General features: G+C 70.6%; 18 protein-coding genes. 8 read left to right on the forward strand and 10 right to left on the reverse strand.

Annotated elements, in window-relative coordinates; all coding sequences use genetic code 11:
• Positions 1 to 74 precede the first annotated feature (74 nt).
• From ABTZ59_RS19080 to ABTZ59_RS19095, 4 genes are all read right to left on the reverse strand, one after another.
• A complete protein-coding gene (locus ABTZ59_RS19080; RefSeq protein ID WP_351402202.1) occupies positions 75 to 1,856 on the reverse strand; it encodes an ABC transporter ATP-binding protein in 1,782 nt (593 codons plus the stop codon).
• Positions 1,853 to 3,673, reverse strand: a complete 1,821-nt coding sequence (locus ABTZ59_RS19085; protein WP_351402211.1) for an ABC transporter transmembrane domain-containing protein — start codon at positions 3,671 to 3,673, stop codon at positions 1,853 to 1,855. The genes ABTZ59_RS19080 and ABTZ59_RS19085 overlap by 4 nt, the downstream gene beginning before the upstream one ends.
• Before the next feature lie 192 nt (positions 3,674 to 3,865).
• Positions 3,866 to 5,365 carry a Gfo/Idh/MocA family protein gene (locus ABTZ59_RS19090; protein ID WP_503003118.1) on the reverse strand — a complete coding sequence of 500 codons (1,500 nt, stop codon included), beginning with the start codon at positions 5,363 to 5,365 and terminating at the stop codon, positions 3,866 to 3,868.
• 229 nt (positions 5,366 to 5,594) lie between these two features.
• Positions 5,595 to 6,038, reverse strand: coding sequence for a MarR family winged helix-turn-helix transcriptional regulator (locus ABTZ59_RS19095; protein ID WP_351402236.1), 444 nt, complete (start codon positions 6,036 to 6,038; stop codon positions 5,595 to 5,597).
• 138 nt (positions 6,039 to 6,176) lie between these two features.
• On the opposite strand from ABTZ59_RS19095, the gene ABTZ59_RS19100 reads away from it, so the two are divergent.
• Together ABTZ59_RS19100 and mltG are read left to right on the forward strand one after the other, a co-directional pair.
• On the forward strand, positions 6,177 to 8,033 hold the full coding sequence (locus ABTZ59_RS19100; RefSeq protein ID WP_351402244.1) for an ABC transporter ATP-binding protein: 1,857 nt from the start codon (positions 6,177 to 6,179) through the stop codon (positions 8,031 to 8,033).
• A 129-nt stretch (positions 8,034 to 8,162) separates the two neighbouring features.
• Positions 8,163 to 9,014, forward strand: a complete 852-nt coding sequence (mltG, locus tag ABTZ59_RS19105; RefSeq protein ID WP_351402261.1) for an endolytic transglycosylase MltG — start codon at positions 8,163 to 8,165, stop codon at positions 9,012 to 9,014.
• A gap of 34 nt (positions 9,015 to 9,048) precedes the next feature.
• On the opposite strand, the gene ABTZ59_RS19110 is transcribed toward mltG, so the two are convergent.
• The 6 genes from ABTZ59_RS19110 to ABTZ59_RS19135 all read right to left on the reverse strand — a co-directional run bounded on the left by ABTZ59_RS19110 (position 9,049) and on the right by ABTZ59_RS19135 (position 14,667).
• Positions 9,049 to 10,122: an NAD(P)-binding domain-containing protein gene (locus ABTZ59_RS19110; protein WP_503003128.1), complete on the reverse strand. Its 1,074-nt coding sequence runs from the start codon at positions 10,120 to 10,122 to the stop codon at positions 9,049 to 9,051.
• 132 nt (positions 10,123 to 10,254) lie between these two features.
• Positions 10,255 to 11,463, reverse strand: coding sequence for an LLM class flavin-dependent oxidoreductase (locus ABTZ59_RS19115; RefSeq protein WP_351402281.1), 1,209 nt, complete (start codon positions 11,461 to 11,463; stop codon positions 10,255 to 10,257).
• Positions 11,460 to 12,500, reverse strand: a complete 1,041-nt coding sequence (locus ABTZ59_RS19120) for an ABC transporter substrate-binding protein (RefSeq protein ID WP_351402289.1) — start codon at positions 12,498 to 12,500, stop codon at positions 11,460 to 11,462. The genes ABTZ59_RS19115 and ABTZ59_RS19120 overlap by 4 nt, the downstream gene beginning before the upstream one ends.
• A gap of 210 nt (positions 12,501 to 12,710) precedes the next feature.
• Positions 12,711 to 13,490: an ABC transporter ATP-binding protein gene (locus tag ABTZ59_RS19125; RefSeq protein ID WP_351402296.1), complete on the reverse strand. Its 780-nt coding sequence runs from the start codon at positions 13,488 to 13,490 to the stop codon at positions 12,711 to 12,713.
• Positions 13,463 to 14,323: an ABC transporter permease gene (locus ABTZ59_RS19130; protein WP_351402309.1), complete on the reverse strand. Its 861-nt coding sequence runs from the start codon at positions 14,321 to 14,323 to the stop codon at positions 13,463 to 13,465. The genes ABTZ59_RS19125 and ABTZ59_RS19130 overlap by 28 nt, the downstream gene beginning before the upstream one ends.
• Positions 14,324 to 14,583: 260 nt before the next feature.
• Positions 14,584 to 14,667, reverse strand: a complete 84-nt coding sequence (locus ABTZ59_RS19135) for a putative leader peptide (protein ID WP_349817350.1) — start codon at positions 14,665 to 14,667, stop codon at positions 14,584 to 14,586.
• 93 nt (positions 14,668 to 14,760) lie between these two features.
• On the opposite strand from ABTZ59_RS19135, the gene ABTZ59_RS19140 reads away from it, so the two are divergent.
• From ABTZ59_RS19140 to ABTZ59_RS19165, 6 genes are all read left to right on the forward strand, one after another.
• Positions 14,761 to 15,183 (forward strand): secondary thiamine-phosphate synthase enzyme YjbQ, encoded by a 423-nt coding sequence (locus ABTZ59_RS19140; RefSeq protein WP_351402325.1) that lies wholly within the window; start codon positions 14,761 to 14,763, stop codon positions 15,181 to 15,183.
• Between the two features lie 133 nt (positions 15,184 to 15,316).
• On the forward strand, positions 15,317 to 16,687 hold the full coding sequence (locus tag ABTZ59_RS19145; protein ID WP_351402338.1) for an FAD-dependent oxidoreductase: 1,371 nt from the start codon (positions 15,317 to 15,319) through the stop codon (positions 16,685 to 16,687).
• A gap of 222 nt (positions 16,688 to 16,909) precedes the next feature.
• Positions 16,910 to 17,323 carry a nuclear transport factor 2 family protein gene (locus ABTZ59_RS19150; protein ID WP_351402350.1) on the forward strand — a complete coding sequence of 138 codons (414 nt, stop codon included), beginning with the start codon at positions 16,910 to 16,912 and terminating at the stop codon, positions 17,321 to 17,323.
• A gap of 49 nt (positions 17,324 to 17,372) precedes the next feature.
• Positions 17,373 to 18,218 (forward strand): LLM class F420-dependent oxidoreductase, encoded by an 846-nt coding sequence (locus ABTZ59_RS19155; protein ID WP_351402364.1) that lies wholly within the window; start codon positions 17,373 to 17,375, stop codon positions 18,216 to 18,218.
• Positions 18,219 to 18,695: 477 nt separating this feature from the next.
• Complete coding sequence (locus tag ABTZ59_RS19160) at positions 18,696 to 20,741, forward strand: AfsR/SARP family transcriptional regulator (protein WP_351402371.1); 2,046 nt, start codon at positions 18,696 to 18,698, stop codon at positions 20,739 to 20,741.
• A gap of 153 nt (positions 20,742 to 20,894) precedes the next feature.
• Positions 20,895 to 24,016: type I polyketide synthase (locus ABTZ59_RS19165; protein ID WP_503003123.1), on the forward strand; the 3,122-nt coding region annotated here is incomplete at its 3' end.

Here is a 24,016-nt window from a genome sequence, read left to right on the forward strand (position 1 = left end):
CGGGGCGATTCCCTCGGCGGGGGCGCTCCCGTACAGGCACGTACGGGCCTGTACGGGAGCGCCCCCGCGCTCTGTCAGCCGTGCCAGGAACGCCACAGCGCGGCGTACGCGCCGTTCACGGCCACCAGCTCGTCATGGCTGCCCAGTTCGCTGATCCGGCCGTCCTCGACCACCGCGATCACATCCGCGTCATGCGCGGTGTGCAGCCGGTGGGCGATCGCCACGACCGTACGGCCGTCCAGAACGCGGGCCAGTGAACGTTCCAGATGCCGGGCGGCGCGCGGGTCGAGCAGCGAGGTCGCCTCGTCGAGCACCAGCGTGTGCGGGTCCGCGAGCACCAGCCGGGCCAGCGCGATCTGCTGTGCCTGGGCCGGTGTCAGCGCCGTGCCGCCGGAACCGACCTCGGTGTCCAGGCCCTTGTCCAGCGCCCGCGCCCAGCCCTCCGCGTCGACCGCCGCCAGCGCCGCCCACAGCTCGGCGTCCCCCGCGCCCGTGCGCGCCAGCAGCAGATTGTCGCGCAGCGCGCCCACGAATACATGGTGCTCCTGGTTGACCAGGGCGACATGCTCCCGTACCCGCTCGGCGGGCATCTTGGACAGCTCCGCGCTGCCCAGCGTGATCCGGCCCGTACGCGGACCGTAGATGCCCGCGAGCAGCCGGCCCAGTGTCGACTTGCCGGCGCCGGACGGACCGACCAGTGCGAGCCGCGTGCCCGGACTGATGTCCAGCGTCACCCGGTGCAGCACGTCGACGCCCTCGCGGTAGCCGAAGTGCACCTTGTCGGCGTTGACGGCGCGCCCGTCGGGGACGACCGACGCGTCGCCCGCGTCCGGCTCCATGTCCCGTACCCCCACCAGCCGGGCGATGGAGACCTGGGCGACCTGGAGCTCGTCGTACCAGCGCAGGATGATGCCGACCGGCTCCACCAGCATCTGGGCGAGCAGCGCGCCCGTGGTCAGCTGCCCGACGGTGATCCAGCCCTGGAGGGCGAAGGACCCGCCGATCACCAGCACGGCCAGGAAGATCGTCGTGTGGGTGACATTGATGACGGGGAACAGTATCGACCGCAGCCAGAGCGTGTACCTCTCCCAGGCCGTCCACTCCTTGATCCGCCGTTCCGACAGCTCCACCCGGCGCCTGCCGAGGCGATGCGCCTCCACGGTCCGGCCCGCGTCCACCGTCTCGGCGAGCACGGCCGCGACGGCCGCGTAGCCGGCGGCCTCCGAGCGGTACGCGGACGGCGCGCGCTTGAAGTACCAGCGGCAGCCGACGACCAGCAGCGGCACCGCGAGCAGCACCGCGAGCGCCAGCGGCGGCGCGGTCACGGTCAGCGCGCCGAGCAGCAGCGCCACCCAGACGAGGCCGATCGCGAGCTGGGGCACGGCCTCGCGCATCGCGTTCGCCAGCCGGTCGATGTCGGTGGTGATCCGGGACAGCAGATCCCCGGTCCCCGCCCGTTCCAGCACACCGGGCGGCAGCCCGACCGATCTGACGAGGAAGTCCTCCCGCAGATCCGCGAGCATCTCCTCACCGAGCATCGCCGCGCGCAGCCGCATCATCCGTACGAAGACGGTCTGGACGATCAACGCGATCGCGAACAGCGCTGCGGTGCGCTCAAGATGCAGCTCGCGCGCGCCGTCGGAGAGCTTCTCGACGATGTCGCCGAGCAGATAGGGGCCGACCATCGAGGCGATCACGGAGACCGTGTTGACCGAGATCAGCAGGATGAACGGGGTGCGGTGCCGACGCAGCAACTCGCCCACATAGGCGCGTACGGTCGCGGGCGTCCCGACGGGCAGGGTCGTCGCCGACTCCGGCGCCGCCGGGTCGTACGCCGGTGGGGCCACGCCGATCATGCTGATTCCTCGATCTCTTCCCGTGCCCGCGCTGACGCCGGCGTCATGATCTGTTTCTGTTCGCCGCGCTCGTCCTCGGTTTCGCGGGTGACGACCTCGCGGTAGCCGGGGTCGCTCCGCAGCAGCTCGCGGTGCAGACCGACCGCGCCTACCTGGCCCTCATGGACGAACACCACGCGGTCCGCGTGGTCGAGCAGCAGCGGTGAGGACGCGAACACCACTGTCGTACGGCCGGCCCGCAGCTCCTTCACGCTCTGCGCGATCCGGGCCTCCGTATGCGAGTCCACGGCGGAGGTCGGCTCGTCGAGCACCAGCACCTCCGGGTCGGTCACCAGCGAACGGGCCAGCGCGAGCCGTTGGCGCTGGCCGCCGGAGAGCGACCGGCCGCGCTCGGTGATCCTGGATCGCATCGGGTCGCCGCTGCCGTCCACGGACGCCTGGATCAGCGCGTCGAGTACGTCGCCGCACTGGGCCGCGGCCAGGGCCTTCTCCGGATCGACCGCGCCGGAGGCCGGGATGTCCAGCAGCTCGGCGAGCGTCCCGGACAGCAGGACCGGGTCCTTGTCCTGTACGAGAACGCAGGCGCGCGCCGCGTCCAGCGGGAGATCGTCCAGCGCCACCCCGCCGAGCAGCACGGACGCGCCCTTCTCCTCGCCGGCGGCATGGCCCCCGAGGCGCTCGGCGAGCCGCCCCGCGACGTCCGGGTCCCCGCACACCACGGCGGTCAGCAGCCCGGACGGGGCGCGAAGACCGGTGGCGGGGTCGTACAGGTCCCCTGACGGCCGGGCGTCGTCCAGATGGCCGCGCTCGTCCTCGAACGCGGTCCGCTCCAGCGAGAGCACCCGGGCCGCGCGCTTGGCGGAGGGCCGGGAGAAGGAGTACGCCATCGCGATCTCCTCGAAGTGCCGCAGCGGGAAGAGCAGCAGCGTCACCGCGCTGTAGACGGTCACCAGACCGCCGACCTCGATCCTGCCGTCCAGGACGAGCTGGGCTCCGTACCAGATGACCGAGATCAGCATGATGCCCGGCAGCAGCACCTGGATCGCCGAGATCAGTGACCACATGCGGGCGCTGCGCACGGCGGCCTCGCGCACCTCCTGCGAGGCGGCGCGATAGCGGCCCAGGAACAGCTCCTCGCCGCCGATGCCGCGCAGCACCCGCAGTCCGGCGACGGTGTCCGAGGCCAGCTCGGTGGCCCTGCCGGCCTTCTCGCGCTGGATGTCGGCGCGTTGGGCGGCGCGGGGCAGCAGCGGCAGTACGGCGACGGCGAGCACCGGCACGCCGACCGCGACCAGCGTTCCCAGCTCCGGCAGATACAGCACCAGTCCGAGACAGATCAGGATGATCGCGATGAAAGCGGACAGGAAGCGCGAAAGTGCCTCCACGAACCAGCCGATTTTCTCGACGTCGCCGGTCGAAACGGCGACCACTTCTCCTGCGGCGACCCGGCGGGTCAGCGCCGAGCCGAGATGGGCGGTCTTGCGCGCCAGCAACTGCTGCACTCGCGCGGCGACGGCGATCCAGTTGGTGACGGCGGTGCGGTGCAGCATGGTGTCGCCGACCGAGATGGCGGCGCCGCACAGCGCGATGAAGCCGCCGGCGAGGGCGAGCCGGCCGCCGGAGCGGTCGATCACCGCCTGGACGGCGAGCCCGGCGCCCACCGAGAGCCCGCCGATGCCCGCGAAGTGCAGCAGGCCCCAGCACACGGCCTTGATCTGTCCGCCCAGCTGGTTACGCCCGAGCCACAGCAGGAACCGAGGGCCCGACCTGGCGTCGGGAACCCCTGGATCGGGATACGGAAGGTCGCGAATCTGCATGATGTCCCATGACTCGTGGAGTGGCCCAAACCGTGCAAGGTTCGCCTTTTTGAAGTGCCCGGGCAATGGGTTTTCCACGGAAAGAGCCAGAACGAGCCAGGGGGCGGGGTACGAGGAGGGACGCCGGGAGCCGGGTGGGCCGGCCGGTGCGGGGGCTGTACGGTGCGCGCCGTACGGCCCCCCGCACCGCGGTCACTCCTCCGGTCTGTCGGAGTCCACCCCCGCACGGGCCTTGCGCCATTCACCGCGCGTGAAGTCGGGGATCTGCTGCGGGGATCCGTTCGCCTTGAGCGACGCGTGACTGAGTGGCACTGGCGCGGTCCAGGTCGCCGCGTCGTACACGTCGAAGTCTGGCACGAGGCCCAGCCGGACGCACTGCATCAGCCGGAAGACCATGATGTAGTCCATCCCGCCATGGCCACCGGGCGGGTTGGCGTGCTCCTTCCAGAGCCAGTGGTCCCAGTCCGCGTACTGTCCGAAGTCACCCCAGGAGTCATCGGTGTGGTCCGGTTCGATATAGATGCGCTCGGGATAGTCCTCGAACACGCCTTTGGTACCGCCGAGACTGTTGATCCTGCTGTACGGGTGTGGCGTCGACACATCGTGCTCCAGCCGGATGACCCGGCCCTTCGCCGTCCTGACCAGACTGATCGTCCGGTCGCTCTCGATGTAGGTCTCCTTCCAGCTCGGGTCGCCGGGCGGCATATGGGCGGCGCGGTACTCGGCGAGCCCGAGCGCGGGCGTGCCGACGCTGGTGATGGAGACCGCGCGGTCGCCACGGTTGACGTCCATGTAGTTGGCGACCGGGCCGAAGCCGTGGTTGGGGTAGAGATCGCCGCGCAGCCGTGTGTGCCAGAGCCGGCGCCAGGGTCCCTCGTAGTAGTCGGGGTCGAACATCAGACCGCGCAGGTCGTGGTTGTAGGCGCCCGCGCCGTGCAGGAGCTCCCCGAACTTGCCCGCGTGGGCCATCCGGAGGACCCGCATCTCGTTCTTCCCGTAGCAGCAGTTCTCCAGCTGCATGCAGTGCCGCCGGGTGCGTTCGGAGAGATCGACGAGTTGCCACAGCTCGTCGAGGCGCATGGCGACCGGACACTCCACCCCGACGTGCTTGCCGTTCAGCATCGCCGACTTGGCCATCTCGAAGTGGAAGTCCCAGGGCGTGGCCACATAGACGAAGTCGAGATCACCGCGGGCGCAGAGATTCTCGTAGTCGTCCTCGCCGTTGGTGTAGACGGCGGGCGCGGGCTGACCGGCCCGTACCACCTTCGCGGCGGCGCTCTCCGTCTTCGCCTTCACCGGGTCGCAGAGCGCGACGACCCGGACGCCCGGGACGGCGAGGAAGAGATCGATCATGCTGCCGCCGCGGTTGCCGAGGCCGATGATGCCGACCCGTACCGTCGTACGGCGTTCGAACGGGACCCCGGCCATGGTGCGGCCCTTGCGCGGGGGTGCCGAGGAGCCGGCGGAGTCGGCGGAGTCGGCGAGCGCGGCCGAGTCCGCGGCTGTCGTGGCCGGCCCGGCCGCGGCGGCGGTGCCGCCGCCGAGAGCGGAGAGGCCGAGCCCGGCGCCCGCCACGCCCGCCGTGGTCCGCAGGACCGAGCGGCGGCTCATCTCTCCTTGGGCACCGCCTTCTCTGTCCTCACCGACGAATGCGTCGTCCCGACCGGGGTTCTCCGGTGCTGCGTCGTGCATCGACCCTCCAAGGGGGAGTTGACGTGCGCGGCTGGTGCGTGAACCTCGGAAAGGACCCTGGCCGCCGACGCGGGCGATGCGCAAGGTGATGCGCGAGGGTCCGATTGGACTCTTGGGAACGGGCTGTTGGACTCTTCTGGGCTTCTCCGGGCGTCCTCCGGGCGCCTGGGACACATAGTCCGCAGGCTTCTGCGGGCGCCTGGGGCGCGTGAGTCCGCGCGCCCCCGGGTCAGTGGTGACGCTCGGGGCAGCCGTCCACCAGCGTCGACAGCAGTCCGCCAAGGACCTCGCGCTGCTCCGCGGTCAGCGGGGCCAGGACATCCTCGGCGGCCGACCGACGGGCGACACGCAGGGCCCGCAGCGTGGCCCGGCCGGTGTCGGTCAGCTCGATACGGATCACGCGCCGGTTGGTCGGATCGGGGGCGCGGCGCACCGAGCCGCTCGCCTCCAACCCGTCGACCAGGGAGGTCACGGCCCGGGGCACCACTTCGAGACGCTGGGCCAGGTCGGCCATGCGCGGCGGCTTGTCGTAGGACGCGACGGTGCGCAGCAGCCGGGCCTGGGCGGGAGTGATACCGATCGGCTCCAGCTGCCGCTTCTGGACGCGGTGGAGCCTGCGGGTCAGCCGCAGCAGCTGCTCCGCCAGCAGGCCGTCGGAGTCGGGGGTGTCCATGGCGGAATAATATCAGGACCATTGTCATTGTGAACATAGGTAACAGTGAGCTATGCTCGGCGAGTCTCGCCCGTCGTATGTCCGAAGAGACCTTGTGCGACGAGACCTCGGCCGTCGCCTCAGCCATCGAAGGAGCCCATGAAACCCGAACACTCGACGTGGACCCCGTCGTCCCGCCCCGGTGATCCGGGGCAGCCGGAGCCGCCCGCCCAGCTGCGGCGCATCTTCGGCCTCTTCCGTCCCTACCGCGGCCGGCTCGCGATCGTCGGGCTGCTCGTCGGCGCGTCATCGCTGGTCACGGTCGCCTCGCCGTTCATGCTGCGCGAGATCCTCGACACCGCCATTCCGCAGGGCCGTACCGGACTGCTCAGTCTGCTCGCCCTCGGCATGATCCTCACGGCCGTCGTCAACAGCGTCTTCGGCGTGCTCCAGACCCTGATCTCGACCACCGTCGGCCAGCGGGTCATGCACGATCTGCGCACCGGCGTCTACAGCCGGCTCCAGCGCATGCCGCTCGCCTTCTTCACCAGGACCAGGACCGGCGAGGTCCAGTCCCGTATCGCCAATGACATCGGCGGCATGCAGGCGACCGTCACCTCCACCGCGACCTCCCTGGTCTCCAATCTCACGGCCGTCGTCGCCTCGGTCGTCGCGATGCTCGCCCTGGACTGGCGGCTCACCGCCGTCTCGATGACTCTGCTGCCGGTGTTCGTCTGGATCAGCCGCCGTGTCGGCCGCGAGCGCAAGAAGATCACCACGGACCGTCAGCGCCAGATGGCCACCATGGCCGCCACTGTCACCGAATCGCTCTCCGTGAGCGGCATCCTCCTCGGCCGCACGATGGGGCGAGCCGACTCCCTCACCAAGTCCTTCGCCGACGAGTCCGAACGGCTGGTCGGGCTGGAGGTGCGCTCCAACATGGCAGGCCGGTGGCGGATGTCGACCATCGGCATCGTCATGGCCGCGATGCCCGCCCTGATCTACTGGGCCGCCGGGATCGCGCTGGGCGCCGGTGGTACGGCCGTCTCCATCGGTACGCTCGTCGCCTTCGTCTCGCTTCAGCAGGGCCTGTTCCGGCCCGCCGTGAGCCTGCTCTCCACCGGCGTCGACATGCAGACCTCGCTCGCCCTCTTCCAGCGCATCTTCGAATACCTCGATCTGCCCGTCGACATCACCGAGCCCGAGCGGCCGGTCAGGCTCGACACGATCCGCGGTGAAGTGCGGTTCGAGGACGTCGACTTCAGCTATGACGACAAGGGGCGCCAGACGCTGCGGGGGATCGATCTGACGGTTCCGTCCGGTGGCAGCCTCGCGGTCGTCGGCCCCACGGGCTCCGGCAAGTCCACCTTGAGCTATCTCGTACCCCGCCTGTACGACGTGACGGGTGGCCGGGTCCTGATCGACGGCGTCGACGTGCGCGACCTGGACTTCGACACGCTCGCGCGGGCCGTCGGCGTCGTCTCGCAGGAGACCTATCTGTTCCATGCCTCGGTGGCGGAGAATCTGCGCTTCGCCAAGCCGGAAGCCACCGACGAGGAGATCGAGACGGCCGCCAGGGCCGCCCAGATCCATGACCACATCGCCTCGCTCCCGGACGGCTACGGAACGCTGGTCGGTGAGCGCGGATACCGGTTCTCCGGCGGTGAGAAGCAGCGGCTCGCGATCGCCCGCACCATCCTGCGTGACCCGCCGGTGCTGATCCTCGACGAGGCCACCAGCGCGCTGGACACCCGTACCGAACAGGCGGTGCAGCAGGCCATCGACGCGCTCTCCGAGGGCCGCACCACCCTCACCATCGCGCACCGGCTCTCGACCGTCCGGGACGCGGACGAGATCGTGGTCCTCGACGCGGGCACCATCGCGGAGCGGGGCACGCACGACGAGCTGATCGAGCGGGACGGCCGCTATGCCGCCCTGGTGCGCGGGGACAGCCGGCCGCCCCAGCAGGAGCCGCCGCATCAGCAGACCGAGGCGCTGGCGTCGGTCTCCCCGTGACCGGTCCGGGCGCCGTCGGCAGGTGGCTCACATGCCGTTCGTATGCCGTTCGTATGGTATTGCCGCGTTGCCCGTGTCGGCGCGCCTGAAGTGCCGGGTTCGCTGATCACTCCGGGTTAGCGTGCCCATATGATGAACGAGCATCCGGAGGCGAGCTTCGGGCACAGACCCCGTCTGACCCGCCGGGGCCGACTGGTCCTGCTGCTGACCGTGGTCCTGGTCGTGGCCGCCGCGGTGCTGGTTCCCGTGCTGCTGCTGACCGGCGACGAAGACGGCAAGAAGCGGACGACGCTGGTCGTCCCGGAGGGCCGGCGCGCCGCCGATGTCTATGTCTCCGTCGATCAGGCACTGGGGCTGCCCGAGGGCACCACCCGCAAGGCGGCGTCCACCGCGCGGCTGCGGCTGCCCGAGCCCGCCAAGGGCAATCCCGAGGGCTTCCTCTTTCCGGCCACCTATCCGGTCGGCTCCGCGACGACCCCGGCCAATCTGCTGAGCTATATGGTCAACACCGCCAACCAGCGGTTCGGGGCGGGCCGGGTCAGCGCCGGGGCGCAGAACGCCGGGATGACGACCTATCAGGCCGTCACCATCGCCAGCATCGTGCAGGCGGAAGCGGAGTCGGTGGCCGACATGGCGAAGGTCGCCAGAGTCGTGCACAACCGGCTGTCACTGGGCATGCCGCTCCAGATGGACTCGACGCTGAACTACGCGCTGAACCGTTCGACGCTGGACACCAGTCATTCGGACACGAAGATCAACAGTCCGTACAACACCTATGAGCGCAAGGGCCTGCCGCCCACGCCGATCGGCAACCCGGGGGAGGAGGCGATGAACGCGGCGCTCAACCCCGCCAGCGGGGACTGGCTGTACTTCGTCACGGTGAAGCCCGGGGACACCCGCTTCACCAACAAATACGCCGAACAGCGCCAGAACGTCGAGGAGTTCAACCAGAACCGCAAAGCCGCGACCGGCTCGAACTGATCGCGTCGCCGCCCGCTCCCGGAGCCCCCGCCGGTCAGGCCATGGCCGGCTCGCGCGCCAGCAGCTCTCTGATCTCCCGTACGGCCGCCCGCCCGGCCCGGTTCGCGCCGATCGTCGAGGCCGACGGCCCGTACCCCACGAGATGGACCCGTTCGTCCCGTACGGCCCGTGTCCCTTCGACCCGGATACCACCGCCGGGCTCCCGCAGTCCGAGGGGCGCCAGATGGCCGACCGCCGGCCGGAACCCGGTCGCCCAGAGGATCACATCGGCCTCCACCGTCCGGCCGTCGTCCCAGGCCACGCCGTCGGGGATGATCCGGTCGAACATCGGCAGTCGGTCGAGTACCCCCGCCTCGCGGGCCCGTGAGGTCGCCTCGGTGACCGGCAGACCGGTCACCGACACCACACTGCGCGGCGGCAGGCCCCGCCGGACCCGCTCGTCGACGAGCGCGACGGCCGCCCGCCCCTGTTCCTCGCCGAACGGACCCTCGCGCCAGACGGGCGGGCGTCGTGTCACCCACGTGGTGTCCGCCGCCACCTCCGCGATCTCCATCAGATGCTGGGTGCCGGAGGCCCCGCCGCCCACCACGACCACCCGCAGCCCGGAGAACTCGCCGGGCCCCGGATAGTCCGCGGTGTGCAACTGCCGTCCCCGGAAGGTCTCCTGGCCGGGGTAGCGCGGCCAGAACGGCCGGTCCCAGGTCCCCGTGGCGCTGATCAGCGCCCGGGCCGACCAGTTCCCCTCCGACGTCTCCACCAGCAGCCGCCCGCCGTCGCCCTCGCGTACCGCCCGTACGTCCACGGGCCGATGGACCCGGAGGCCGAAGCGCCGCTCGTACGCGGTGAAGTACGCCCCGATGACCTCGGAGGACGGCCTGGCGTTGTCGCTCTCCGTGCTGATCAGCTCCATGCCGGGGAGCGCGTGCATGCCGTGCACCTTGCCGTACGTCAGTGACGGCCAGCGGAACTGCCAGGCGCCACCGGGGCGCGGGGCATGGTCCAGTACGACGAAGTCACGGTCGGGGTCCAGCCCCGACCGCCGCAGATGGTAGGCGCCGGACAGGCCCGCCTGCCCGGCGCCGACGACCACCACATCGATGTCCCGCACCCCAGAATCGTTCACGTTTCTACCAACAGCCTCCGGGGCGGGAATCTTCCCCCGAGCCCCGAGAGCACTCAGGTCCGGCCCGGGGCGGACCGGGCGGGACCAGGGCGGACCGGTCGGGACCGGGGTGCTCCGTCACCGGCCGCCGGACAGCAGCAGCGGGGCGCCGCCGGGCGCGGACGCCGGGCGGCCGTTCGCCGCGGGCACACCCTCCAGCGGCGAGGCAGGGACCCGCGCCAGGAGCCCGCGCGCGGCCAGTCGCGGCGTCACACCCTCCCCGAACCAGTACGCCTCCTCCAGATGCGGATAGCCGGACAGGACGAAGTGCTCGATCCCCAGGTCGTGGTACTCCTCGATTCGGTCGGCCACATCCGCGTGACTGCCCACCAGCGCGGTGCCCGCCCCGCCCCGTACCAGCCCCACCCCCGCCCACAGATTGGGCGCGATCTCCAGCCGGTCGCGCGACCCGCCGTGCAGCGCGATCATCCGCTGCTGGCCCACCGACTCGCTCCTGCCCAGCGCCTGCTGGGCCGCCGCGACCGTCTCGGGATCGAGATCGTCCAGCAGCCGGTTCGCGGTGGCCCAGGCTTCCTTGGCGGTGTCCCGCGAGATGGTGTGCATCCGGATGCCGAAGCGGACCGTACGGCCCCGCTCCGCCGCGAGACCGCGGATCCACTCGATCTTCTCCTTCACCTGGGCCGGCGGCTCGCCCCAGGTCAGATAGACATCCGTGTGCTCGGCCGCGACCGGCCCCGCCGCCGCGGACGAACCACCGAAGAAGATCTCCGGCAGCGGATCGGGCGGCAGCGCGGTCAGCCCGCCCTCCACCTGGAAGTGCTCACCGTCGAAGTCGTACGGCCGCCCGCCCCAGACACCCCGGATCACCGAGAGGAACTCCGCCGTCCTGGCGTACCGGCGGTCGTGGTCGAGATGGTCGCCGAAGCGGCGCTGCTCGGTTGAGTCACCACCGGTCACCACATTCAGCAGCAGCCTGCCCCGGGTGACGCGCTGGTACGTGGCCGCCATCTGCGCCGCGAGCACCGGCGAGATCAGCCCGGGGCGGAAGGCCACCAGGAACTTCAGCCGCTCGGTCTGCTGCGCGAGCGCCACCGTCGTCAGCCAGGCGTCCTCGCACCAGGTGCCCGTCGGCGTCAGTACCGCCTCGAAGCCCAACTGCTCGGCGGCCTTGGCGATCTGCGCCAGATACTCGATGTCCGGGGCCCTGACGCCGCTCACCGGTGTGATCCGGGAGCGCTTGATCCCGCCGTCGGTGTACGCGTGCCGGTCCACGAGCGTACGTCCGTCGCCCCCGGTCGGCAGGAACCAGTGCAGATGAATGCTCATCGGGAAGTGGCCTTTCCATAGCTGCGCGCCGGCGAGGTCGACGGCGGGAGGTCCTTGTTGAATCGGTCGTCCACGTAGTCGGCGAAGTCGAACGCGTGCGGGATGAGCTTCAGTTCGGTGAAGGTGTCGGCGATCCGCTGCTCCGAGGAGATCGCGGCCTGGTCGAGGGCCACCGGTACGCGCGTGCCATGGGTCAGTCTCACCGCGTCGAGGGCGACCTCGTACGGCAGCCCGGTGTCCTTGGCCCAGACCTCCGCCCACTGCTCGGGATGGCCGAAGACCCAGTCCTGCGCCCGGCGCAGCCGTTCGATGAAGTCACCGATGGCCGCCGCCTTCTCCTTGTCCTTGAGCGCGGCGGGCGCGGCGACCTGGAAGTTCAGCCCATTGACGACGCCCCGGCCATCGGTCAGTACCCGACCCTGCCCACCGCGCAGTACCTGAGAGGTGTACGGATCCCAGACGGCCCAGGCGTCCACCTTGCCGGTGGTGAACGCGGCCAGCGCGTCGGCCGGCTGCAACAGTGTGACCTTGATGTCGTCGAGGGTCAGGCCGGCCTTTCCGAGCGAGGCGATCAACTGGTAGTGGGCGGAGCTGCCCTGGGCGACCGCGACGGACCTGCCCTTCAGGTCGGCGGTCTCCTTCAGCGGCGAGTCCTTCGGTACGAGAACGGCCTCGCCCCGGGAGTCGCCGTGGGTCGCCGCGACGACCGTGATCTTGGACCCGGCTCCGGCGGCGAAGACCGGCGGGGTGTTGCCGACGGAACCGAGGTCCACGGCCCCGGCGTTGACGGCTTCGAGCAGCGGCGGTCCCGAGGTGAAGGTGGACCACTTGACTTGGTAGGGGAGATCGTCGAGTTCACCGGCGGCGCGCAGAACCGCTTCCGAACCGCCCTTCTGGTCACCGATGTTGAGGGTCAGGGAGCCCTGGCCGTCGACGGCGCGGCCCGCGCCGCCGGAGTCGTCGGCGGACGAGCTGCCGGAGCAGGCGGTGAGAAGGAGGGCGAGGGGGAGCAGGACGGCGGGGAGGAGGCGCTTCATGCTTCGTCCTTCTGTTCTCTGATGCGGGGAGGGGGCGCGACAGGACCTAGTGCTGTGGCCGGAAAGGTTTGCCGGGGGCTCGCGGCGTCCGGTGCGGTGCATCGCAAGGCGGAGGATCGCGCTCGTACTGGGCGTACTCGCGCGACTCCGACAACGCGGCGAGGTGCCGTGCCGGGCGTCGCGAGCCGGTGAACGTTTCCGGTCACAGCACTAGGCCGCGGTGCTCGCGGCGACGGGCTCGTCGACGCCCAGCTCGGTGAGGAGCCGGGAGCGGAGAGCGGTGAAACCGGGATCGCCGACGGCGCGCGGCCGGTCCAGCGCGACCGGCGTCTCGTAGGCGATCACTCCGTCCCGCATCACCAGCGCCCGGTCCGCGAGCAGCAGTGCCTCCTCCACGTCATGGGTGACCAGCAGCACCGCACAGCCGCGCCGCTGCCACAACTCGGCCACCAGCCGCTGTGCCCTGATCCGGGTCAGCGCGTCGAGCGCGCCGAACGGTTCGTCGAGCAGCAGCAGATCCGGTTCCCGTACGAGGGCCCTGGCCAGCGAGGCGCGCTGGGCCTCGCCGCCCGAGAGCGTCTTGGGCCAGGCCCCGGACCGGTGGCCGAGCCCGACCTCCGCCAACGCGCTCTCGGCGACGGATCGTTGGGGTTTGCCGTCGAGGCCGAGCAGCACATTGCGCCAGACCCGCTTCCAGGGCATCAGCCGCGGCGCCTGGAACGCGACCGCGCGCCGCTTCGGTACGAGTACGGTCCCCTCGATATCGCGGTCGAGCCCCGCGAGCACCCGCAGCAGGGTCGACTTCCCGCAGCCGCTGCGGCCGAGCAGCGCGGTGAACTCCCCGGGGCGCAGCGTCAGATCGAGCCGGTCGATGACCGGACGCCCGTCGAAGGCGCGGGTCAGCCCCTCGACCCGTACCGCCACCGCGCCGTCGTCGGACCCCGGGGCCCTGCTCAGCGGGCTCACTTGCCCTGGAACGTCGGTCGCCATTGCAGCAGCAGCCTTTCGAGAGTGCGGACGACGGCATCGGCGAGCAGGCCCAGAAAGGCGTAGACGACCAGGCAGACGACGATGACGTCCGTACGGAAGAACTCCCTGGCCTGGTTCATCAGAAAGCCGATACCGGCGTCGGCGTTGATGGACTCGCCGAAGACCAGCGCGAGCCAGGCGGTGGCGAGTGAGTACCGCAGCCCGGTCATCGCACCGGGCAGCGCGCCCGGCAGGACGACATGCCGTACGAGACCCCAGCGGCCGAGCCCCAACGACTGCCCCGCCTCGATCAGTTGCTCGTCGACGCCCCGAATGCCCGCGTACACATTGAGATAGAGATGGAAGGCCACCCCGAGGGCGATCAGCGCGATCTTCGGGGCCTCACCGATGCCCAGCCAGATGATGAAGAGCGGGATCAGTCCGACCCAGGGCACGGTCCGCAGCATCTGTACGGTCGCGTCGACCAGGTCCTCGCCGAGCCGGGAGAGTCCGGAGACCAGCGCGAGGGAGATCCCGATCGCCCCGCCGAGCAGCAGTCCCACGGCGACCCGCTGGAGCGAGATCCCCATGGCCGCGGGCAGGGTGCCGTCACTGATCAGCTCACCGGCGGCGCGGGCGATGGTGCCGGGGGAGGCGAGGATGTCAGGGTGCAGCACCCCGGTCGTGCTGAGCACCTGCCAGCCGATCAGGAGCAGCAGCGGCCCGACGGTACGCCGCAGCCAGCGCGGCACGGCCCGGCGCCGGGAGCCGGCCGCGGGCGTCACAGGCTCCAGCGCGGGGGGCTCATTCTTCGGCGGTGCGGATAGGTCCGGTGGTGCGTGATCGATGGTCATGGCGGCTCCTCGGGCGGGGGAGGGGAGAGGGAAGGAGCGTGCGGGAGGGACATGTGCGGGAGGGATATGTGGGGGAAGGACATGTGCGGGAAGGACATGTGCGGAAAGGCACGTGCGCGAAGGACACGTGCGTGAAGGACAGCCCTCAGCGTCGGCGCGCGGCGATACGACGACGGCGGACGGTCAGCGGGACACGCCGACCGGGGCGACGGGAGAACCGGGGCGAAGCGGAAGGAAGGCGCCCCGGGCGGAGAAAGAGGTCAGCAGCCGCGACGACACGCGGCGGAAGCCACCCGCAGCAGGTCGATGTGACCGCGCGTGGTGAGCAGAGCTGAACGCAACATGCCGCAGAACGTAGCGAGCGTTTCCGGATCAGGTCAATGGTGTCTCGGCACGCGGACGCGCGATCCCGCCGGGCGGGCGGGAAGATGGGGAGCATGCCCGACGCATTCACCACCAGGACCCTGAACGTCACGACCGGTACCCATGAGGCGGTGACCGATCTGACCCATGTCTGCGAGGAATTCCTCCGGGACAGCGCGGCGGGCCGGGACGGCCTGCTGAACATCTTCGTACCGCATGCCACCGCCGGTGTGGCGATCATCGAGACGGGCGCCGGCAGCGACGACGACCTGCTCGCCGCGCTGCACACCCTGCTTCCCGCCGACGACCGCTGGCAGCACCGCCACGGCACGCCGGGGCACGGCAGGGACCATGTCCTCCCCGCCCTCGTACCACCGCACGCGACGCTGCCGGTGCTCGGCGGCCGACTGGAGCTGGGCACCTGGCAGTCCGTCTGTCTGGTCGACACGAACAGGGACAATCCGCACCGTCAGGTCCGGCTGAGCTTCCTCGGCTGAGTCGGCGAGCGGTCGTTCGCCGGTGGGATTGAGCAATCACGGAGGCGAAGTCCCCGACGCCTCGACGCAGACTCACCAGGAGACCCGGTGATCCCGGAGATCACGGACTTCTCATGAAGGTGGGTGCGTAGGTGTGCTTGCTAGGCATGCGGTCGTCATCGGAGGCTCCATAGCCGGCCTCACCGCCGCTGGCACGCTGGCCAGCAGGTTCGAGAGAGTGACCGTCCTCGACCGGGACGAGCTGCCCTCCGACGCGCGGAACCGGAAGGGCGTGCCGCAGGCCCGTCATGGCCATGCCCTGCTCATCGGCGGCCGGCTGGCGCTTGAGAAGGTGTTTCCCGGCCTCACCGCCGAGTTGACCGCGGGCGGCGCGCTCCCGTGGGACCCCGGCAACGACCTCATGTTCCATCAGATGGGCGCCTTCCGTATCCCGTACCCCACCGGAATGCTCGGTGTCAGTCTGACCCGTGCCTTTCTGGAGTTCTCGCTGCGACGGCGGGTGACAGCGCTGCCCAACGCCGAACTGCGCGGCGGTACGTCGGTCACCGGCGTCACCGGCGTCACCGGTCAGGTCACCGGCGTGGAGCTCGACACGGGCGAGGTGATCTCGGCCGATCTGGTCGTCGACGCCACCGGGCGGAGCGACCGCGGGGACCGCTGGCTCGAACATGTCGGCTGCCCCGCACCCGAGGTCGACACCGTGAAGATCGACGTCGGTTACAGCAGCCGGCTGCTGCACCGTCTGCCCGGTGACCAACTGACCGAGCAGGGCGGGCTGATCTATCTGATGGCCTCGATCTCACCGAACGACAAGCGGGCCGCCGCGGCCTTCGCCGTGGAGGGAGACCGCTGGCTGGTCACGCTGGGGGGCTGGCACCGCACCTACGCGCCCACCGACCCCGCGGGCTTCGCGGAGTTCGCCGCCGGTCTGCCCGTCTCCCACATGTCCGATCTGCTGGCCCGGTCCAAGCCGGTGGACGACGGCGACGCGGTGCGTTACACGTACCCCCATTCCCGGCGGCGCTTCTTCGAGCGGCTGGGCCGGCCGCCGGCGGGCTACGTGGCGATCGGCGACGCCGTGTGCAGCTTCAATCCGCTGTACGGCCAGGGGATGACCGTGGCCATCCTGGAGGCGCTCGCACTCGGGGAGTGCCTCGACCGCGTCGGCGGGCCGACCGCCATGATGACGCGCACGTACTTCCGGGCGGTGGGCAAACTGGTCGACATGCCGTGGCGGATCGCGACCGCGGGCGACTTCATCTTTCCGGAGACGGTGGGACCGAAGGCGTTCGGCACCGACCTCGCCAACTGGTACGTGGGTCAGGTCACCCGCGCCAGTCACACGTCGGTGGATGTGCACCGCGTGATGCTGGAGGTCCAGCAGATGCTGGCTCCGCCGTCCGCACTCATGCGGCCGACCGTGATCGCCCGTTCGCTGCGCGCCGCCCGTAGATCGCCTGCCGTGGGCGCGGCGGCCTCCCGCGTCGGGAGCGCCGTGCCCTAAGGGCTGTCCCGTAATCCCTGGCGGGCGCGCGACGACAGCTACGGCACCTCGCCGCGTTGTCGGAACGCCCGAATACGTCCAGTATGCGAGCGCCCCTCCGCCTTGCGATGCACCGCATCTGACGCCGCGCGCTGATCCACCAGGGATTACGGGACAGCCCTTAGCCCGGGACCGCCGGCCACCAGAGAAACCCATGTATCACCGGAAACAATGGAGGAAGAAATGCCGGAGCAGCCTGTCGACACGGTGAAGCGCGTTTACGCGGGCCTGACCGCTTTCGATATCGAGATGGTTCTCGGGACCTGTGATCCCGAGGTCGAGATGATCGCCCCGAAGTCGCTGCCGTGGTCGCACGGCGAATACAAGGGGCTCGACGGAGCCGCCGCGTACTTCGCCAGCGCGCTGGGCCACTTGGACCAGGCCAAGTTCGATGTGGAGCAGTACCTTCCGTCCGGTGACTGGGTCGCCGCACTCGGTTGGTGGAGCGGGCGGTTCAAGGAGTCGGGCAACGAATTCAACGTGCGCTTCGTGCACTTCTGGATCGTCCGTGACGAGAAGATCGTCCGCGCCGAGGGAATTTCCGACACGGTACCGATCGCGACCGCCGGCGGAACGCTCGTACCCGCCGCCGGCTGACCGGGCGCATGGCCGTGTTGACCAGTACGACTCGATGTGGGGAGAGCGTGTGAAGTTCGGTGTGTCGGCCCTCGTGACCGACGAGGGAATCGGGCCCGCGGAATTGGGCCGAGCCCTGGAGGAGCGCGGATTCGAGTCGCTGTTCGTCGGCGAGCACACCCACATTCCGGTGAAGCGGGAGACCCCGTGGCCGGGCGGTGGGGAACTGGGCCGGGATCTCTACCGCACCCTGGACCCCGTCGTGTCGCTCACCGCGGCGGCGGTGGCCACGGAGCGGCTGATCGTGGGCGGCGGGGTGTTCCAGGTCACCCAGCGCGATCCGATCACCTTGGCCAAGGAGATCGCCTCGCTCGACCTTGTGTCGGGTGGCCGCGCGGCCGTGGGTGTCGGCGCGGGCTGGAACCGCGAGGAGATCCGCAATCACGGTACCGACCCGAGGACGCGCATGGCGCTGCTGCGGGAGCGCGTACTCGCCATGAAGGCCCTGTGGACCCAGGAGGAGGCGGAGTTCCACGGCGACTTCGTCTCCTTCGACCCGGTGTTCTCCTGGCCCAAGCCGGTGCAGCGGCCGCATCCGCCGGTCATGGTCGGGGGCAACCATCCCGCGGCCGTCGAACGAGTCCTGGACTTCGGTGACGACTGGGGGCTCATCTGGCTGCCGATGATGCTTGAGGGGGAAGGCGGTCTCGGGGATCTCGTGGCCGACTTCCGACGGCGTGCGCGGGAGCGGGGCCGTGGATACATCCCGGTGACGGCGTATCAGGTGCCGGCGGACGCCCGGGTGGTCGAGTCGATCGTGGCGGCGGGAGCGGACCGGATCCTCTTCACCTTGGACACCGCTCCGGAGGCGGACACACTGCGCAGCCTCGACGCGATGTCGCGGCTGATCGGGTAGCGGCCGCGGCCGTCGCGTCCCGGCCCCTCACGCGGCCGACGCGGGCCCGCGAAGGAACGGGCGGAGGGCACGGGCCCCCGGTGATCAGGTGAGCGCAGACGCCACTTGGTCACCGGGGGACCGTGCCCGCTGTCGTTCCCCGCCGTTGTCGTTCCGCGCCGTTGTCGTGCCCCGCCGTTGTCGTGCCCCGCGCCAGGACGCATCCGGTCCCGGCCCCTCGCGGTGTGGTCCGCCCCCTTGCGCACGGAGGTGTGCGTTGAGCAATGTCAGCGGTGACAGCTGTTCGAGCGATGGATACGTTGTTCTAATCTGCGGGACGCCAGTGGTAACGGTGTCTCATCGTGACGGTTGTGGACGGAAACGGGGCTCCATCGAAGGCGGAAGATCGGCGGGGCGGGACACGGTTCCTCACCCCGTGAGCCAGAGCGCTGCAAAGGGTTGTCGGGAGACCGGCGGCCGTGTTCGACGAGGGGGAACATGCGGCTGGAACTGTTGGGGTCGGTGCGGGCTTGGTGCGACGGAGCGGAAGTCCTGCTCGGGCCACCAAAGCAGCGCGCGGTGGTCGGAGTCCTCGCGAGCCGCGTCAACGAGATCGTGGGCGTCGAGGAGATCGTCGACGCGGTGTGGGGCAGCGCTGTTCCGCAGACCGCGGTCAACGGTGTGCACACCTACGTCGCCGGTCTGCGCAGAGCGCTCGAACCCGGGCGCGGACGCCGTGCGTCCGGCGGTGTGCTCACCTCCTCCGGGGGTGGTTACGCCCTGTGCCTCGACCCCGATCACGTCGACGTCGCGCTGTTCGAGCGGCACCACGCGGCGGCCAGGCGCCTGCACGGCCTGGGTCAACCCCAGGAGGCGTTAGGGGAGTTCGACGCGGCGCTGGGCTTATGGCGGGGCGACGCCAACGCGTACGCCAACGTCCCCGGGCCGTTCGCCGAGATGGAGCGCACCCGGCTCGCGGAGCTGCGCCTGACCGCCGTCGAGGAGTGGGCCGCCGACATGCTCGCCGTGGGCCGGCACGCCGAGGCCGTCCCCATGCTCTCCAACCTGGTCGCCAGGGAACCGCTGCGGGAACGCCTGCGCTGGTTCCTGATGCTGAGCCTGTACCGCGGCGGGCGCCGGGCGCACGCACTGGGGGTGTACCGGGAGACCCGACGTCTGCTCAATGAGGAACTGGGCCTGGAGCCGGGGACCGAACTCCAGGCCCTGCACGCCAAGATCCTCGCCGGACACCCGGACCTCGTCTCGCGGGTGACGGACATCGCGGCCATACGCGAGGGCCGGGGGACCGCCGCCCCCGCCAAGGCCGCGCCCGTCGACCCGGTACCGGCCGTGCGTCCAGCTCAACTTCCCTACAGCGCACGCGGGTTCGTCGGTCGTGCCGAGGAGCTGGCGCAGCTGGAGGCGCTCACCGCCCAGGGCGGCGGGCGGCCCGAGATGCGCCCGACGCTGGTGGTCATCGAAGGAGCCCCGGGCGTCGGTAAGTCGACACTCGCGCTGCACGCGGCGCGACAGCTCGGCGACCGGTTCCCGGACGGCCAGCTCTATGTGGACATGTACGGTGCGGCCTCGCGGCAGAGAACGCTGAGCGCCATGGACGCCCTGGCGCAACTGCTGGGCAGTCTGGGCGTGGCGAAGTCACGTCTCCCCGACGACCTCGCGGGACGCGCGACGCTGTACCGCAGCCTGCTCCACGGCAAACGGGTGCTCGTGGTGCTGGACGACGCCGTCAACGCGGAGCAGGTACGACCGCTCATTCCGAGCGGGCAGGCGTGTGTCCTGGTCACCAGCCGGCGGGTGCAACGCGGACTGGTGGTGCGGGACGGTGCGTACCGCATCGCGCTCAAGCCCCTGTCGTCGGCCGAGTCCGTACGGCTGATCACCTATCTGATCGGTGCGGGGCGGGTCGAGGGGCAGTGGGAGGCCGCCGCCCGGCTCGCCGAGATGTGCGGGCGTCTGCCGCTCGCGCTGCGGATCGCCGCCGAGGGGCTGGCCGAGCATCCCCGGCTGACCTTGGCCGACATGGCACAGCAGCACGCGGCGGAGGAAGGCCGCCTCGACCGTCTCGCCGTCGAGGACGATGTGGCGGCGAGCCTCCGGGCCGCCTACGCCGTGGCGTACGACGCTCTCCCGGCGGACGCGGCACGGCTCTTCCGTCTTCTCGGGCTCTACCACGGCGAGTTGATCACCCCCGTCGTCGGTGCCGCACTGCTGGGCCGCGACCTCGCGCACGCGGAGCAGATGCTGGGCGTGCTCGCCGACAGCCATCTGCTGGAGGAGGCCGGCGAGGGCGTCCACCGCTTCCACAATCTGCTGGGCATTTACGCGGCCGAGTGCGCGGAACAGGAGCCCGCGCATCAGCGGTCGGCGGCCAGGGCGCGATTGCTGGACGCCGGACAACTCACCTCGAATTTATCGCGGTCCTCGATACTGCCCTATCTGGAACCGGAGTTGGTCGGAGCGGCCGCATGCCGGCGATCTCCGTATCGCGGTATTGACAAAACCCCCACGCGCAAAGCCGAGTAGAGCAATATCGGAGGTGCGTATCCAGGCGGCCTCTGCGAAAGTTTCCACCAGGTCAGGTGCTCGTGGACAGGGGGATTCGCCATGCGCGGTGGGGCAGGACGGCCAACGGATTCCACGCACCTTGCCGACGGGGAAACCCCGATCGTAAAAGGCGTGGAGCGCGACGTTCCAGATGATTCGATCGCGGTCATCGGATGGGCGTGCCGACTTCCTGGAGCGGCGGATCCAGAAGCTTTCTGGCGGCTGCTCTCCGATGGCGCGAGCGCCGTCTCCGAAATGCCGGAGGGGCGGATTCTGCCGACCCTTTCAGCGGATGGCTCCTCTTCGGACCGGGGGCACGCAACCCCCATCGGGGGCTTTATCGAGCATGTCGACAGATTTGACGCGGATTTCTTTGGCATTTCTCCGGCGGAGGCAGCGGCAACCGATCCGCAACAACGGTTGATGCTGGAGCTCGCCTGGGAGTGTGTCGAGGACGCCCGGATCTCTCCCGCCGCGCTCGAAGGCAGCGGCACGGGCGTCTTCGTGGGCGCCATGGCGGACGACTTCGCCACACTGCGGGGCCGCCTGGGGGCGGACCGGATGACCCGGCACACCCTCGGCGGGACACAGCGCGGCCTCCTGGCGAACCGCGTCTCCCATACCTTGGGACTGCGCGGTCCCAGCCTCGCCGTCGACACCGGCCAGTCCTCTTCCCTCGTCGCCGTGCACCTGGCGTGCGAGAGCCTGCGCAGGGGCGAGTCGGACCTGGCCCTCGCGGCCGGTGTCCACCTCATCGTCGATCCGGACAGCACCGCCCGCGTCGAGAAGTTCGGCGCGCTCTCCCCGGACGGCCGCTGCTTCACCTTCGACGCGCGCGCCAACGGGTACGTCCGCGGTGAGGGCGGGGTGGTGGTTCTGCTGAAGCCGCTGTCCCGCGCGCTGGCGGACGGCGACCCGGTGCACTGTGTCATCCGGGGCAGTGCGACGAACAACGACGGCGACACCGACGGCAGCCTGGCCGTACCGAGCGCCGCGGGTCAGGAGGCGGTGCTGCGGCGCGCGTGCGAGCACGCCGGTGTCGCCCCGGACACCGTGCAGTACGTCGAACTGCACGGCACCGGCACCGCGGTGGGCGACCCGATCGAGGCGGCGGCCCTGGGCGCCGCCTACGGCAGCACGAGGGACCAGGGGAGCCCGCTGCTGGTGGGCTCGGCCAAGACCAACATCGGCCACCTGGAAGGCGCGGCGGGCATCGCCGGTCTGCTGAAGGCGGGGCTCTGTATCGAGCACCGCCAGGTGCCCGCCAGTCTGAACTTCGAGACCCCCCACCCGCGCATTCCCCTCGACACCCTGCGCCTGAGCGTCGCCACCGGTCTGTCCTCCTGGCCGCGCGACGAGCACCCGCTGTACGCGGGTGTCAGCTCCTTCGGTATGGGCGGCACCAATGCCCATGTCGTCCTCGCGGAGGCACCGGTGTCCGGCCGCGCCGACGCCGTCGCACCGCGCGACGCATCCTCGTCGGACAGCCCCCGAGGACCGCTGCCCTGGGTCATCTCCGGACGTGATGCCTCGGACATCGGCGAACAGGCCGGCCGGCTCAAGGAGTTCGTGAGCGGCAACCCCGGACTGAGCCCGGTCGACACCGGTTTCTCGCTCGCCACCACTCGGTCGAGCCGGGCGCACAGAGCGGTCGTCGTCGCCTCCGGCCGAGACGACTTCCTCGCGGGTCTCGACGCCCTCGCCCGGGGCGCCCGGTCCGCCCGTACGGTACTGGGGCAGGCCGTCGGCCCGGCGGCCGGAACAGCGAAGACCGCCTTCATGTTCTCGGGCCAGGGTGCGCAACGGCTCGGCGCCGGACGCGAACTGTACGAGACCTACCCGGCGTTCGCGGAGGCCTTCGACGAGATCCACGCCCACTTCGAGGGCCTGCTCGACCGGCCGCTGCGGGACGTGCTGTGGGCCGCGCCCGGCACCGCGGAGGCCGCCCTGCTCGACCGGACCGCCTACACCCAGCCGGCGCTCTTCGCCGTATCGGTGGCGCTGTTCCGGCTGTTCGCGCACTGGGGCGTGGCCCCCGGTCACCTGATCGGCCACTCCATCGGGGAACTCGCCGCCGCACACGCCGCCGGTGTGCTCTGCCTGCCCGACGCCTGCGCGCTGGTGGCGGCACGCGGAGCGCTGATGGACGAGCTGCCCGATGGCGGCGCGATGGCGGCCGTCCAGGCGGGGGCCGACGAGGTCGAGCCGCTGCTGCGAGGGACCGGGGTCTCGATCGCCGCTGTCAACGGACCGGGTTCCGCGGTCGTCTCCGGCGACGGGGAGGCCGTCGCCGCCGTCGTGGCGCACTGGGCCGCACAGGGCCGCAAGACCAGCCGGCTCACGGTGAGCCACGCGTTCCACTCGGCACGGATGGAGCCGATGCTGAACGCCTTCAGGGCGGTCGCCGAGGGGCTGACCTTCCACGCCCCCGCGATCCCGGTGATCTCGAACGTGACCGGCCGGGTGGCCGACGGCATCGACACCCCGGACCACTGGGTCCGGCAGATACGCGGGACCGTGCGCTTCCACGACGGACTGCGCACGCTCCGCGACACGGGCTGCACCACCTATCTCGAACTCGGGCCGGACGCGGTGCTCGCGCCCCTGGCGCGTGACGCCCTCTCCGATCTGCGCGGCGCGGCCTTCGTGCCCACCCTGCGCGACGGCAGACCGGAACCCGCCTCCGTCGTCGGCGCGTTGGCCACCGCGCACTCCCAAGGCTGTGATGTGGACTGGGCGGCCGTGTTCCCGGGCGGCCGACGGATCGCGCTGCCCGGCTACGCCTTCCGGCGTCGCAGCCACTGGCCCGTCGACGGTCCGGCCGATCCGGCGACCGCCGGGCCGAGGACCGCCGGGCCGGCGACCGAGGCCCCGGCTACCGTCACTTCGAGCCGCACGCGGGGAGTCCGGGACCGCCGCGGCCTGATGAGCCTTGTGCGGGACACGGTCGCCATGGTCCTGGGCTACGGGACCGATGACACCGTTGTCGCCACGCGCAGCTTCAAGGAACTGGGCTTCGACTCGCTGAGCGCGGTGGAGTTCCGCGACCGGCTCGGCACCGAGTTGGACATACGTCTCTCGCCGACCCTCGCATTCGACCATCCGACCCCCGAGGCCGTCGTCGCGCATCTCCACTCCCTGCTGACGGGGACAGTCGACCTTCATCGGGCTGAGCGGCGGCTTGTTGAGGTTGAGGGGCGTGTGCATGAGCCGGTGGCGGTGGTGGGTATGGGGTGTCGTTTTCCGGGGGGTGT

This window comes from Streptomyces sp. NPDC094034 (genome assembly GCF_040303865.1).
In the GTDB taxonomy this organism is placed as follows: domain Bacteria; phylum Actinomycetota; class Actinomycetes; order Streptomycetales; family Streptomycetaceae; genus Streptomyces.

Bases quoted from the DNA above. Each gene is read 5' to 3' on its own strand.
- ABTZ59_RS19080 (WP_351402202.1), bottom strand. From the start codon at position 1,856: ATGATCGGCGTGGCCCCACCGGCGTACGACCCGGCGGCGCCGGAGTCG.
- ABTZ59_RS19085 (WP_351402211.1), bottom strand. From the start codon at position 3,673: ATGCAGATTCGCGACCTTCCGTATCCCGATCCAGGGGTTCCCGACGCC.
- ABTZ59_RS19090 (WP_503003118.1), bottom strand. From the start codon at position 5,365: ATGCACGACGCAGCACCGGAGAACCCCGGTCGGGACGACGCATTCGTC.
- ABTZ59_RS19095 (WP_351402236.1), bottom strand. From the start codon at position 6,038: ATGGACACCCCCGACTCCGACGGCCTGCTGGCGGAGCAGCTGCTGCGG.
- ABTZ59_RS19100 (WP_351402244.1), top strand. From the start codon at position 6,177: ATGAAACCCGAACACTCGACGTGGACCCCGTCGTCCCGCCCCGGTGAT.
- mltG (WP_351402261.1), top strand. From the start codon at position 8,163: ATGATGAACGAGCATCCGGAGGCGAGCTTCGGGCACAGACCCCGTCTG.
- ABTZ59_RS19115 (WP_351402281.1), bottom strand. From the start codon at position 11,463: ATGAGCATTCATCTGCACTGGTTCCTGCCGACCGGGGGCGACGGACGT.
- ABTZ59_RS19120 (WP_351402289.1), bottom strand. From the start codon at position 12,500: ATGAAGCGCCTCCTCCCCGCCGTCCTGCTCCCCCTCGCCCTCCTTCTC.
- ABTZ59_RS19125 (WP_351402296.1), bottom strand. From the start codon at position 13,490: ATGGCGACCGACGTTCCAGGGCAAGTGAGCCCGCTGAGCAGGGCCCCG.
- ABTZ59_RS19130 (WP_351402309.1), bottom strand. From the start codon at position 14,323: ATGACCATCGATCACGCACCACCGGACCTATCCGCACCGCCGAAGAAT.
- ABTZ59_RS19135 (WP_349817350.1), bottom strand. From the start codon at position 14,667: ATGTTGCGTTCAGCTCTGCTCACCACGCGCGGTCACATCGACCTGCTG.
- ABTZ59_RS19140 (WP_351402325.1), top strand. From the start codon at position 14,761: ATGCCCGACGCATTCACCACCAGGACCCTGAACGTCACGACCGGTACC.
- ABTZ59_RS19150 (WP_351402350.1), top strand. From the start codon at position 16,910: ATGCCGGAGCAGCCTGTCGACACGGTGAAGCGCGTTTACGCGGGCCTG.
- ABTZ59_RS19160 (WP_351402371.1), top strand. From the start codon at position 18,696: ATGCGGCTGGAACTGTTGGGGTCGGTGCGGGCTTGGTGCGACGGAGCG.